This is a genomic window from Streptomyces sp. SID3343, from assembly GCF_009865215.1.
GTDB lineage: Bacteria > Actinomycetota > Actinomycetes > Streptomycetales > Streptomycetaceae > Embleya.
In genome coordinates this window covers 1-13,198 of record NZ_WWJX01000142.1, presented here as the reverse complement: position 1 = coordinate 13,198, position 13,198 = coordinate 1, and the positions used below count along the sequence as shown (strand labels likewise).

Genomic DNA, 13,198 nt, shown 5'->3' with positions numbered 1-13,198 from the left:
CGGTCACACGCACCGGGGGCGCGTGTTTCCCTCGGTGGGTCGATGGCCGGCTGTATCCGGCGATCGGGGAGGCCCGAATGGGCGGGAGTGTTTCCCCCGTTCGAGGGTTTTTGGCTACCGGAGTCGGGCGGCTGCGGCAACCGTGTGGCCGGCCGGCCGGCCTGCCAGCTCCTCGCTGGACCGTCGCCGAAACGCCTCTCTGGGCGCCACCACGCCGCGCTCCGGACCCGGCGGGCCCATCAGGCGCCCCAGGCTTCGCACAGGCCCCTGGCGCGCCGCTACGGGGCTCTGCCCGCGGGGCTCACGGAGCCTTGGGAACGCGACGGCGATCACCCGCCTCCGAGGCCGGCCTCCCGTCGCCCACCGTCGCCTCGGCCACACAAGGCCCACGACCCGCAGCGCCCTCCCAGCCCTCCACGGAACCAGGCCCGAGCCCGAGCCCGAAGGCCGTGTCGAACCAGCGCCGCCGCATCCCCACCCCACCGGCTCCGCCCCGCAGCCTCCGCATCTCCCGACACACCACGAAGCGCGGCCGGCCGCGGCATGCCCGGTCGTCACGCACCGTGGGCGGCTGATGCGATGTGTCGAACTCAGGCGCTACCAACCAGCACGGTTGGGCGCATTTCTTGCGCTGAAAGGGTCTATTGGGACGGCAGATTCGGCCGACCAAACGGGTTAACCCGGACATACGGGTGGGTTTTCCGAGTGTCACAGTGAATTTTGGGAATCCGCTGCTAACCTGACAGACAAAACTTAGGTCGGACCCCTCAAGGAGACCTTGAAGGTTCTGCCCGCTAGATCCTGGTTTGTTGCGTCTTTCCGCTTCCAACGGAAGAACAGCGCAACCACCCCGGAGGTACGTCGTCTTCCCTGTCAGGTGCAGTGGACGGCTCTGACAGGCCACCGGACAGAGACCCGGCTCCCGCAGGCTTCCGGCCGCTCGATCCGAGAGGACGCACGATGGGTGCAGTTGTGGCAGTGGCCAGCCAGAAGGGGGGCCCCGGGAAGACGACGACGACGGTGAACCTCGCGAGCGCTCTTGCGATCAACGGGTTCCATGCCCTCGTTGTGGACCTGGAGCCGCAGGCACAGGCGGGCGTCGCGTTGGGCGTCGTTCCGCAGCCGCAGCGTTCGGTCGGCTTCGCGCTGTACGCGCAGCTCAACGGCATGACGCCCGACGTCCCCGAGATGATCTTCGATCGCAGTGAGTTGCTGAAGTCGTTCGAGACCACAGGCAGCCTGAGCCTGTTCGGTTCGGTCCAGAGCACCATGGTCGACGCCGAGCGCAAGATCGCCGGGATGGACTTCTCCACCACCGGAATCCTTCGCCGCATTCTCGAACCCATCCGCAACACCCCGACGATCGTGCTCATCGACACCCCGCCGAGCGTCAGCGCCCTGTCCGCCGTGGCTCTGGCCGCCGCCGACTTCGTGGTTGCCGTGTGTGAACCGCTGTACGCGACGGTCCAGGGGGCGGCCGTGATCAAGGGCCTCACTGCGGCCACGTCCGAACGCACACTCGGCGAATGCGAGCCGCGCTTCCTCGGCACGGTGATCAACAAGGCGAACGCGCCGTCCCGCCGCACCAGCGAGGACGATCAGGTCGAACAACGGCTGCAGGACTACGGCCTCGACCCGTTCCAGACGCAGATCCGTCGCGACAGTCGGATCTCGCAGGCGTACGAGATCGGGCGCCCCGTCTGCATAGAGCAACCGAACATCGCCGCGAGCGTTGCCTACACCGAGTTGGCCATCGAACTGTTCGACCGCGTGAAGCAGGCAGCCTGATGACAGACGAGAAGCCCACCCCCAAGCCCAGGAGCAAGGCGCGGAAGGCTCCCGCCGTACAGTCCTCCGTCCTCGCTGCGGCGCTTCAGGACGCCATGAGCGGCAGTTTCCTGAACTCGGGCAGCGACTCGACGGCAGCGCTCCTCGCCCAGATGACCGGCGGCGGCAACCAGGGCAACTCCTCGGCGCCCACGGGTGGTTCGGTCCCGCCGTTCAAGACTGCGGCGTCGATCGTCCCGGCGCCGACGCCCGCTGCGCAACCATCGTCGCAACCAACGCCGGAACCTGTGCCCGAACCACCGCCGGCCACTGCAACGACGCCCCCTCCCGAGCCGACCGCAGCACCGGCACCGGCACCTCAACCGGCACCTCAACCGGCACCTCAACTGGCACCTCAGCCGGCAGCCGAACCCGAGCCCGTACACGCCACCGCCGCCCCACCCGCCGAAGACATCCAGGTCGCCGCCCCGACCCCGGACCCCGGGCCTGCGCCTGCCCCCGTCTTCGTCCTGACACCGCCGCCCGTCATCGAACCGGAACGCCGACGGGTCGCAGCCGCCGCCACACCGGACCCGGTGGCCGAAGACCGACCCGAACCCACCCAGGTCAAGGGCCCCGAGCCCACCCCCGCTGTCGAGCACTCCCCCCGGGCGCTCGAACCGGAACCCGCTCCGGCGCCCCCCGTCCGCACCGCTCCCGCAAAGGCGCCTGCGCCTGCGCGAGCCTCTCGTCGAAGCGCCCCCGCCCCAGCCCCCTCCGCTCCCGCTCCCGCTCCCGCTCCCGCTCCCGCTCCCGCTCCCGTCGCGGCAGCCCCCGCGAGCACCGATCACGACGACGGGGCTCAGACCGCCCACGGATCCCTGCTCGAGAGCTTCCTCGACGCGCGGATAAACTCAAAAGGTTGGGAGACCTGGGGCTTTCGCCTGCTCCCGGACGTCAAGTCCCGCCTGGGCAGGCGTCTCACCGCCGACAAGCGGTCATCGCAGAACCGGCGGCTGGCCCTGGGTCACTACCTGAACGCCGCTCTGCTCGAACTGCCCGACGACAACGAGGAACAGATCGAGATGATCCGCTCGTTCCTGCGGGCCCGCGGCGGTATCACCGACCCGAGCCAGTCGTCCAGCTACCGGGTCAGTCCGGCCGTGTACGAACTGGCCCGTGACTTGGACACCGAACTCACCGCGACCGAGAAACGCGGCCTTGTCGTGTATCTGTTCTCGGCCGCCGTCGAGCTGTTTCTCGACCGGCTGGACGCCGAAGGCGCCCTGGCCCGGCCGGACATCTTCTCGCCCCAGCAGTAGCAGCAGGACCCGGCGTGAGCGACCCGAGGCGGTCGATCGCGGGAGCCGATCCCGGCCCCGCGATCGACCTTGGCCTCGAGGCCCCGCCGTGCGAGCACCACCACAACCACCGGGCGTGACCGAACCGCCCCGCACCCCACATCCCGATCACCGCACGCGGCCGCCGGCGTCCGCATCGCCGACCCGTGTGCCGGCAGGTCTCCGCGAAACGGTACGAATGCCGCCGGCCCGACGAGCTCGCATCCTCTCGGCGCCGACGAGACCGCCGATGAGCCTCCCCGTGTGGCGGCCACCGGACGGGATCATCCGAATCACCCGAAATGCCCGGATCGATACCGGAGTTCGGGCCGTTCCGACCCCGTTCCCCCTGCCTGTCGGCGAGAACCCGTCCGCTCCCGTCGGCACCGGACGCCTCAGAAAGCGCTCTGAAGGCCCCAGGACGGCCGTGCAGCGGCCGAGGGTGCCGACTCCTGCTCCTCGCGGCAATCGGCGCACAGGCGGTCGGCTCGTAGCCCTCGCACGGCACGGTCGCAGCCGTCGCACGTACCCATCGGCTCCGGCGCGGCCGGGATCGGTGTTCCCACGGAGGCGTCCACCGCGACGTACCGGGCCGGCGTCCGTCGGTTCTCCGCGCGCCGATCCGCCCCGAACCGGGCGTCGGCCGAAGCTCGCCGGTCCTCGGTCTGCCGGGCGCAGTTGCGGCACGTGTAGCCGTCCTGGTCGCCCCCGATGCCCGGCCCGGTCGTGGGCAACCACAGGCGCCCGTCCTCGCAGTTGGGGTCCGCGCAGCCGCGCCTGACCAGTCCTCGGCCGCCCAGCCATCCCAGCGGGGCGGCCACCGGGGCCTCCTGCGTCCTCCAGCGGTTCGCCAGGCGGGCGAAAACGCGTTCGGGGTCCCCCACTTCGGCCACGGCCCGTTCGACGAGCCTGGCGGCCACGACGCGTTGTCCGGCGCTCATCGCCGCTACCAGCGGGGTGATTTCGGCGAATGCCCGCACCGCCGTGACCGAGATGGTGGTCCGGTTTCTCGAAGAGCCCGCCCGTCGAGATCCACGGGGTTCCGCCGTAGGCGCGGCAGCCGCCGGGTCGGCGTCGACCATCGCCGATTCCGCGGCCGGAGCGAAGTTGTCCACAGGCTCGGGCCCACTACCTACGCAGGACGCCCTGCGGGCGGAACCCCCCTCGATGTCAGGCGTCCTCCGTAGGTCAGTCGGAGTGTCTTCCTTATCCGTGACGGACGTCCCAACACCCTGCGAACCCGACGTCCATTGACCCTCCGGACCCACGCCGCGATCCTCGAAACAACCTGTCCCACCAGCGATTTCGGCTTCATCGACGGGAGCCGTCGAATCGGGCGCCACCGCTGCGTTCGGCGCCTGGGGGCCGGGGTCGATCTCGGCGAAGTCATCGATTCCGCAGACCGGTTCGATCGCCGCGCACACCTCGCCGGTGGTTTCGACGCCGTTGTCCGTGTCACGCTCCGAGACCGGCTCGAAGGGCCGAAGCGGGATCAGCATGTTGCGGCCCTGCCAGCCTTCGCGGCGGCCGACTTCGACCCACCCCCAGCGCTCCAGGTCGGACACCACGCCGCGGGCCGCACGTACGCTCACGGGCTCGCCGATCCGTCGACCCGACTGGTGGCGCAGTACTTGGGCCAGCTCGGCGTAGGTGAGGTGGTGGCCCCGGGCTCGGGAGTAGCAGATCACGGCGTACGCGCGAGCATGCCGATGCGGCACCGCGCCCAAGAGAGCGACGGGGACCACGACCCATGGTTCGCCCTTGTACAGCGGGCGGAGCCTGCGTACGGCCGAGGTTCCCGTGCCGGAGCGCTTCGTGCGCCGAACGACGGTGAGTTCCTCACCGGCGGTGAGTTGTTTCTGGGCGGCGTACAGGGAGGAGGGCGCCTTCAACGCGACCCGGCCGTCGGGCTGGGGAACGGAGCGCACGGTCAGGCCCAGGTAGCGCGCGATGGTGGTCAGGTCGGCGATGCAGCCCGGTTGCCCCGGCCCGGCGGCGAGGTGGCCGACCTTGGCTGCGAAGACGAACGCGAGGTCGTTGTACGCCTCGCCGGTCACCACGGCCAGCGGAACTTTTACGGATGCGCGGCGAACCGACTCGGGCATCGTGGGGTCGACGCCGCGGGCGCCGCCGACGCGAACTCGCGCAGCACGCAAGGCGGCTCGGACGCGCGCCTGCATCGTGATCGGGGAGGATTCGGGCACACTGGGAGAGGGCAAGGCTTTGGCTGAGGACAGCACTGGGCCTGCCTCGAGGATCGCAGGTATGATCTGCTCCTGAAGCTGGTGAAGAGAAAAGAGGTAGAGGTAACCCGTCCGTTCGGCGCGTGGAAGTACCGGAACGGCTGGGTGTCACTGTTCGGTTGTTGTTTGGCCGGCAGGCTTCCTTTCTCGGACGGCGCCCTTCGGGGCGCTGAGCTGCGAGCGAGTGGACTAGGGCTGGACTCCTAGGCCACTCGCTCTGCTTTTGGCGGCCGGACTTCTTCGGGGGCTGTACAGGCTCCCGGGGAGGTCAGGCGGCACCATGTCGTCGTCCTGCTTGCTCCTGCTCGGCGGCCAGGGCCCGGAGGGCTTGACGGGCCCACGCGCCGAGCGTGAGGTACTGGTAGGGCGTGTTCTCCTCGACGAACCGCAGCGCGAGCGCCGCGTGTTCGCTCGGGCGTACGGCCAGGTCGGCGCCCGAGGGGTGCACGTAGAGGCCGGTCATCGGGTCGACGTCGCTCAGGTCGCCCACCCGCGAGTGTTCGATGGCCAGGTGTTCCCACAGGCGTAGCCGCTGTGGCGTGTTGCGGGCGTAGTTCTCGCCGGGCCAACTGATCCTTCGAAGTGCTTCGAAGGTGAGCAGCGGCAGTACATCGCTGGGCGAGAGCACCGTCGGGTGCAGCACGTTTCGGTCCCGTGCCTCGTAGCCCACCTTGCTGGGCAGACCCGCGATGGCCGCGAGCCTCGCCACCGTCCAACGCTCCCGGGAAGTGGCCATGACCGTCCTTTCGTGTCAACGCCGAAACCCTATCGCGATCCGCCCCCTCTGACTTCCTGTCAGGAGAGTCGGCGTGTCGCGGTCGGTGTCGAATCGATGACGCGAATCCCATAAAAGCCCAGAAAACAAGGCATAGCGGCTGTGTTCGGTCTGCGTGTCGGGTGATCGTGCCGCACATCCATCCCCTGTCACGCATGAATACCCGGGCATCGAGTGCGAGATCTGTCGTGCCGTCCAGCGTTCCGGCCGGCGTTCCGGCCGTCGATCTGTACAGCCACCCGAGACTCCGTGCACCCACCGCTCGCGCCGCACACCCGCCCGCACAACCGCACACACAGCCATGCGGATTGACGAACGGGTTGTTGCACAACTCCCCGCACACACCGACGCACAGCTCGCCACACACTTCGCCGCACAACGTCCTATGCGGCTCGCCGGATATATCTCGGCACAGATCCCCGAACATCTCGCCATGCAAGTCCCAGGTCAGAGAGTGTTTGAGGGGTCTTACAGGCGGGCAAGCAGGCCGTCTCGTGGCACCTTCCCGGCAGTCCCCGAACAGTGCTCGAAGGCCGGGCGCGCGGCAGCAGATCACCCCATCTCACGGCCCCGCATTGCTTGTCGGATTCGCTGCCTACCGAGCCGTCGGGTGCTCCGACGCGCGCCGCCCGCGACGGAGGATCGGGCGCGTGGACAGGCCGCAGACGGCAAAGCGGGAGGCTGTTCCGAAGGAGAGGAGCGGGCTCTCGTATGGGCGAAATCCGGTCGACTTCGGGACAGTTGCGGAGGAGTGGGAGCTCGTCGGCGGTGTCCGACGGTCGTCAGGGAGCGACGAGGAGCGTCGGGAGAGGCCGGAGAGGGCCGCTGCCGCGTGATGGGGGATGCGATCGAATCGAGACGGGGAGCGGGGGAATGGGCCCCCGATTGGCAAGAGTTGCCAAAATCCAGATTCTTGGTGCCGCGCGCGCCGTCGGCGTGTCCAGTCCGTGTGTGCGGTGCTACACGGCGTTACGGGGCGTGCGGAGACTGCGGGGGAAATTGCGTTGGGTATGTCGAGCGCGATGGGGGATGCGGGCTCACGACAAGGTTTCTTGGCCGGCCGTAATATCGCAAACGACCTGATCTGGTATCAAAACGCTGCCGCAGGCCCGGTGTTCGGTGGCCGGGGGCTTGAATGCCGGTGACCGGCCGAGTTCCGCGCGTGGCTTCGCAATGGGGGGCCGATGCGCTGTGCGGTGGGGCGTCGGCCGGGAAACCGGCTCGGGTTGACAGACCCGGTGGCTTCCCGGCCCACGCAGCCTCGCGGGTTATTCGGCCAGGGTCGGCGCCGCGTGGGACCAGCGGTGTTCGTCGAGTTCGCGGGCGATGAAGCGGGCGAGGTCGGTGCGCGTCACCTTACGGCCACCCTTGGGGTTGCTCGCGTCGAGGACGCGGTAGTTGTCGGTCGGCGGCTCGTCCTGCAACCGGGCGGGACGGACGAAGGTCCAGTCGACGCCGCTCTCGCGGACGATCGCTTCCATCAGCCGCATGTCGTCGTACAACTCCCGCGCCAGGGAAGAGACGAGATTGCGGTACCACCAGGGGAAGTTGGGGTCGCGGTGGTGGACTCCGCCGGACGTGATCGCGATCAGCCGGGTTACGCCGGCGCCTTCCATCCCGGATACCAAGGCCCGCGCCGCGTCGGAATAGAGCCGGTGTGCGTGCCGCCCCGAGGGACCGATTGCGGAGATCACGATGTCGTGGCCCTCGACGGCGGAGCGCACGCTGTCGGCGTCGCGTACATCGGCCCGCACGACGTTCGGCTTCCCTTGGCCGGGCGTGCCCTCGGCGGTCGGGGGCTGCCACCGGGCGGGTTCGCGTACCGCGGCGGTGACGTCGTGCCCCAGGTTCAGGGCTTCACGGACGATGAGACGTCCGCTACGGCCATTGGCTCCGAAGACGATCACGTTGCTCATGACGGCAGTCCTCACGTGGTGGTTCGGGTTGGGGTTACGGATATATGGGTCGTGGCTTGTGGGTGCGCAGTTGTGGAGCGATGCGATGCCGGCCACTCGAGGGGCGTGGATCGAGTGCGGCCCGACCCGGTCGGGACGCGACTCGGCCCGGGGTCCGTCGGCTCGATGCAGTGCGTCCCGACCCGTGGTCGGCTCGATGCAGTGCGTTCCGGTTCGTGGTCGGCTCGATGCAGTGCGTTCCGGTTCGTGGTCGACTCGATGCAGTGCGTCCCGGTTCGTGATCCGTCGACGAGGTGCGTCCCGGTCCGCGGTGTGTCTACGAGGTACGGGCCCGAGGCAGCAGGAGTACCAGGGCTGCGCCGATCAGGCAGGTCGCGGTGACCGCGAGCGCGCCGATGATCAGGCCGCCTGTTCCAGGGTCGGCGGAGCCGGGGTCGTGGGCGGAGAAGTACACGGTGCCGAGCAGCGCGACGCCCAAGGCCGTGGAAAGTTGCTGGAGTGCGTTGAGGGCGCCCGACGCACTGCCCATCTCGGCGGGTTCGGCCGCTGCCAGGATCGACCGGACCAGCGTGCCGGACACCAGTCCGACGCCCAGGCCCACGACCAGGATGGGTATCGACAGTGTCCAGGCCGGCGATCCCGACGCGGCGACAACGGCGAGGGCGAGCGTACCGAGCGCCTCGACGCCCAACCCCACGTGCAGGAGCGAGCGGCCGAGCCGGGCGGATGCCGACGGGGCGACCAGTGAGGCGAGCCCGATGCCCGCGGCGAGCGGCGACAGGGAGAGCGCGGTTCCCCACGCGGACCGGCCGAGGTCGAGTTGGAGGTGGAGGGAGAGGACGAGCAACAGTCCGCCGAGGCCGGTGAAGAACGCGGCGGTGACCGCGAGGCCGCCGACGAACGCGGGTTTGCGCAGCAGGCTCGGTACCAGAACCGGCGAGCGGCTCGTGCGTTGACGTCGCCCGAAGGCGGCGAAGGCCACGATGCCGGCGGCGATCTCCGCGAACGTCCACCATGGCCAACCCGCCTCCCGGCCCTGGATCAGCGGATGGACGACGAGCGCGGATCCCGTCGCGACCAGCGCGGCACCCAGCGGGTCGATCCGTACGAGCGGGTCGCCCGGGTCGGCGGGCATCCACCGCAGCGCCCCGACCACGGTCAGTGCGCCGAGTGGGAGGTTGACCAGGAAGATCAGCCGCCAGTCGAGTCCGGCGGGGTCGAGGGCGATGAGGCCGCCCGCGAGTACGGGGCCGCCGACCCCGGCGAGCGCCATCACCGGTCCGAAGGTTGCGAATGCGCGGCCGCGTTCGCGTTCGTCGAACACCGAACTCAGGATGCCGAACCCCTGCGGGATCATCAGCGCGCCGAGGGCGCCCTGCGCCACCCGAGCCGCGACCAGCACGGCCGGTGTAGGCGCCGCCGCGCACACGGCGGAGGCCACCGTGAAGCCGGCGGCACCCAAAACGAACAGCCGCCGCCGGCCCCAACGATCACCCAGCCGACCGCCGACGATCAGCAGGACGCCGAAGGCGAGGGTGTATCCGGCGGTGAGCCACTGCATGACCGTCGCCCCGCCGCCCAGCCCGGCGCGGACCGACGGCGCGGCCACGTTCATCACGGTCGCGTCCAGCAGGTCCAGGGCTTGGGCGAGCAGCACCACGATCAGGATCCGCCACCGAAGGGGATGGGCGGCCGGCGCTGCCGCGCGGGCGGCCGAGGTCGACGCGGGAATGGTCACGGGGTCTCCCAACCAGGCTTGAATAGGCTTAACAAACGCTGTTCGTTAAGCAGCATGACCTTAACGAACGGCATTCGTCAAGGTAGGGTTGGCGACATGCCGCAGGCCCGATCGCGTTCTCGCCCCTCGAAATCCATGCTCGGCCTGGACGCCGTCCTGGTGGCCACCCTGGCGCTGGTCGACGAACTCGGTTGCGAAGCGGTGAGCTTGCGCCGGGTTGCCCAGGCCCTCGAAACCGGTCCGGCGTCGCTCTACGTCTACGTCCGCGACCGGCACGAGCTGATGGCGCTCGTCCTCGACCACGCGGTCGCCGACGTGGTCGTGCCCGACGAGAACGCCGGCGACTGGCGTATCCGCCTCGAACTGCTCGTCGGCCGCATCGTCACCGCCTTGGCCGGCCACAACGACATCGCCTCGGTCGGCCTGCGGGACGCCCTCCCCGGTCCGCACAGCCTGCGCTTGACCGAGGAGTTGGCGCGCCTGCTTCGGACGGGCGGCCTCGACGACGACGCGTGCTCGTGGGCCATCGACCTGCTCGGCCAGTACATGTACTCGACCGCCCTGGAGAATGCCGGCGCCCCCCGGCTCCCGCAGGCTGCCGCAGCCGACCGGCCCGGTGCCGACACCACCGGGCCCGGCGCCGACACCACCGGGCCCGAGACGTTCACCGCCCGACTCGACGCCACGTTCCGGGCCTTGCCCGCCGAGCAATACCCCACCCTGCGAGCGCTGTCACCGAGGCTCACCGGCGGCGACCAGGACGCCAGGGCGGCGTGGAAACTGCGCGTGATCCTCGACGGCCTCCTCGCCCAACTTCCCGGCCGCGGCGCATCCGACCGCGGCGCATCCCACCGGGACGACACCACCCCGCCCACGCCGACCTGACCGAGCGCCGCCCCGCGCCGATGCCCAACCCCTTTCCGGGGGCGACGTACGGTCGGGGAAACGGTCGGTCCGATGGTGGTGAAGAGGGCCACGCGCGTAGGTCGGCCCGCGTGGGTCGGCCCGCGTACCGCCGGCGGCGCAGGACCGACGACGTCACGACAACATCACCGTCTGCCCGGACCGGGTGCCCGACCGGGTGCACGACAGGCTGCCCGACCAGGCGCACGACCGGCTGCCCGACCGGGCGCCGGAACCCGGAGCCGCCCCCCGGTGTTCGTCCCTGGTCACATCAGCCCAGTTTCGGAAGGCTACGTTGCCTACGACACCGACACCCCCCACGTGAGGAATGTGACCGATGGACGACCAGGCCCGGCTTGCACAGCGTTTCGAGGAAGATCGGACCCGTTTGCGAGCGGTGGCCTATCGGATGCTCGGCTCGGCGAGTGAGGCCGACGACGCCGTACAGGAAACCTGGCTGCGCCTCAGCCGTGCCGACGTCGACGAAGTCGAGAATCTCGGCGGGTGGTTGACCACGGTGGTCTCACGGGTGTGTCTGAACCTGCTGCGCTCGCGCCAGTCGCGACGCGAGGACACCTTGGACGCGCCGGCCTATCAGCCGGTCGTCGATCGCGAGGACGGGAACGATCCCGAGGAGGAGGCGCTGCTAGGCGACTCGGTCGGATTGGCGCTGCTCGTGGTGCTCGACACGCTGGCGCCGGCCGAGCGGTTGGCTTTCGTGCTGCACGACATGTTCGCCGTACCGTTCGACGAGTTGGGCCCGATGCTGGAGCGTTCCCCGGCCGCGGCGAGGCAACTCGCGAGTCGCGCCCGGCGTCGGGTCAAGGGGGAGGCGGTGGTACCGGACCCCGACCTGCCACGCCAACGTCGAGTCGTCGACGCCTTCCTGGCCGCCACCCGGGGCGGGGACTTCCAGGCGTTGGTTGCCCTGCTGCACCCGGACGTGGTGCTTCGCGCCGACCGCGCGGTGGGCCCCACCCTCGAACCGGTCGTGGTCCTGGGCGCCCACACCGTGGCCAAGGGCGCCATGGCCGCCATGGGACGGGCCAGGTCCACCGAAGCGGCCCTGGTCAACGGCACGGCCGGCCTTGCCATGGCCCGTCAAGGACGCCTGTTCCTGGTGCTGTCCTTCACGATCACGGTCGACGCGGTCACCGAGGTCGAAGCGATCACCGAGATCGACGTGATCGCGGAGCGGGATCGCCTCGACAAACTCCGACTCGCGGTTCTGGACGCTTGATCGCGTACGACCGGCGGCTGGTGGGGGCCGTCGACCGCCGGCTGACGAGTTCGGCGCTCTACGGCCCCCCGCCGTCCGCGAGCCGTTCCACCGTGGCGGCGAGGCCAGCCCAGGCCGAGTCGGTGTCGGGCGTGCGAGCGTGGGGTGATCGGAAGAGGTCGAGGTAGGCGGCCACGTCGTCGAGGTCCCAGCGGAGGCGATGCAGGGCCAGTCGGGCCGGGTCGGGTGGCCGGCCCCCGCTGTCCACGTAGCGGGCGAGGTCGGCCGTGTCCTCGATGACGAGCCACAGATCCCGTTCGGGCAGTCCCATTCCCACCGTGTCCCAGTCGACCAGCACAGGCCGCTCGTCCAGCCACACGACGTTGCCCGGGTGTGGTTCGCCGTGCGTCACCACCGCTTCCGCAGGTCTGCGATTCGATTCCTCGACGCGGCGGTCGAACTCGTGTAGTCGCCGGCGGAAGGCTTCGGCGTGATCCGACATCAGCGCTGCGGCCGGTTCGGCGTACGGGCCACCGTGCCACGCACGGGCCGGCTCCCCAAGGATCGCCTCCAACCTGCCTCGGGCCGCAAGTTCCGTGCGTAGTGGGGGAGTCGAGGCCGGTGGCGCGGTCCGATGCAGCTTCGCGAGCAGGTCCAGGACGAGGCCGCGCCGGTGTGGCGTGAGTACGTGGTCGAAGTGCCCCGCCGTGCCGTCCACGAACGGGAAAACGCCGACGGCGTATCCGGCCCCGAGTCGGCGTATCGTCTCGTTTCCTGCGCCAGGAAGGGTGCGGAGCGGTGGTACGACGAAATCGAGCCCGTTGTGCTCGTACAGGCATGCCGCGGTGTCCATGGCCCGAGTCAGGTTGCGGCAGCCGGCATCCGCGCCGTGTTCGCCTTGGTTGGGCCGGTCGCCGTGGTCTTTCGTGGTCAGGTCGGACACGGTGACGAACCAGCGCCGCTCTTCGGCGTCGGCGGCGATCCAGTGAAAGTCGCCGAAGCCGACCGGAGCGTACGACAGCGAGACCGGATCGATCCCCCATGCGGTCAGGGCGTCGAACAGGTCGGCTTCGTCCAGATTCTTCGGGTGATCTTTCATACGAGCGAACCTAACCGGGCACGACCGTTGCGCACGAAGCACTTTTCGCTCGACGCAACGCGCCGCGTTGTCTACGATCTCGAACGGCGGCATCGCGTGTCGGTCACCGACTGGGTGAGGCATGGAGGTAGCCGCGAGATGCCTTACGGAGGCATTCACTGTGCCGGTCGAGTTGAATCACACCATCGTTCATGCCCG

The 13,198-nt window shown here is 69.6% G+C and carries 10 protein-coding genes; 5 read left to right on the top strand and 5 right to left on the bottom strand.

The annotated features are described in order from the left end of the window. Window positions 1-960: 960 nt before the first annotated feature. A complete protein-coding gene (locus tag GT354_RS04720) occupies window positions 961-1,788 on the top strand; it encodes a ParA family protein (RefSeq protein ID WP_161354891.1) in 828 nt (275 codons plus the stop codon). Further along, complete coding sequence (locus GT354_RS04715) at window positions 1,788-3,089, top strand: hypothetical protein (RefSeq protein WP_161354890.1); 1,302 nt, start codon at window positions 1,788-1,790, stop codon at window positions 3,087-3,089. The genes GT354_RS04720 and GT354_RS04715 overlap by 1 nt, the downstream gene beginning before the upstream one ends. A gap of 413 nt (window positions 3,090-3,502) precedes the next feature. Here GT354_RS04715 and GT354_RS04710 read toward each other — a convergent pair whose 3' ends face one another. Both GT354_RS04710 and GT354_RS04705 read right to left on the bottom strand, forming a co-directional pair. Beyond that, window positions 3,503-5,212 carry a hypothetical protein gene (locus tag GT354_RS04710; protein WP_161354889.1) on the bottom strand — a complete coding sequence of 570 codons (1,710 nt, stop codon included), beginning with the start codon at window positions 5,210-5,212 and terminating at the stop codon, window positions 3,503-3,505. A gap of 406 nt (window positions 5,213-5,618) precedes the next feature. Further along, window positions 5,619-6,086, bottom strand: coding sequence for a hypothetical protein (locus tag GT354_RS04705; RefSeq protein ID WP_161354888.1), 468 nt, complete (start codon window positions 6,084-6,086; stop codon window positions 5,619-5,621). A gap of 689 nt (window positions 6,087-6,775) precedes the next feature. Here GT354_RS04705 and GT354_RS04700 point away from each other — a divergent pair. Continuing rightward, a complete protein-coding gene (locus GT354_RS04700; RefSeq protein ID WP_161354887.1) occupies window positions 6,776-6,961 on the top strand; it encodes a hypothetical protein in 186 nt (61 codons plus the stop codon). A 432-nt stretch (window positions 6,962-7,393) separates the two neighbouring features. Here GT354_RS04700 and GT354_RS04695 read toward each other — a convergent pair whose 3' ends face one another. Together GT354_RS04695 and GT354_RS04690 are read right to left on the bottom strand one after the other, a co-directional pair. Further along, the gene (locus GT354_RS04695; protein WP_161354886.1) at window positions 7,394-8,041 is read right to left on the bottom strand and encodes an SDR family oxidoreductase; all 648 of its coding nucleotides are present in this window, start codon (window positions 8,039-8,041) and stop codon (window positions 7,394-7,396) included. Between the two features lie 316 nt (window positions 8,042-8,357). Next, the gene (locus GT354_RS04690) at window positions 8,358-9,779 is read right to left on the bottom strand and encodes an MFS transporter (RefSeq protein WP_161354885.1); all 1,422 of its coding nucleotides are present in this window, start codon (window positions 9,777-9,779) and stop codon (window positions 8,358-8,360) included. 96 nt (window positions 9,780-9,875) lie between these two features. Between GT354_RS04690 and GT354_RS04685 the strand changes: the two genes are divergently transcribed. Both GT354_RS04685 and GT354_RS04680 read left to right on the top strand, forming a co-directional pair. Beyond that, window positions 9,876-10,664, top strand: a complete 789-nt coding sequence (locus GT354_RS04685; protein ID WP_237534369.1) for a TetR/AcrR family transcriptional regulator C-terminal domain-containing protein — start codon at window positions 9,876-9,878, stop codon at window positions 10,662-10,664. Between the two features lie 355 nt (window positions 10,665-11,019). Continuing rightward, complete coding sequence (locus tag GT354_RS04680) at window positions 11,020-11,922, top strand: sigma-70 family RNA polymerase sigma factor (protein ID WP_161354884.1); 903 nt, start codon at window positions 11,020-11,022, stop codon at window positions 11,920-11,922. Between the two features lie 58 nt (window positions 11,923-11,980). On the opposite strand, the gene GT354_RS04675 is transcribed toward GT354_RS04680, so the two are convergent. Further along, window positions 11,981-13,000: an aminoglycoside phosphotransferase family protein gene (locus GT354_RS04675; protein ID WP_161354883.1), complete on the bottom strand. Its 1,020-nt coding sequence runs from the start codon at window positions 12,998-13,000 to the stop codon at window positions 11,981-11,983. Between the last annotated feature and the right edge of the window lie 198 nt (window positions 13,001-13,198).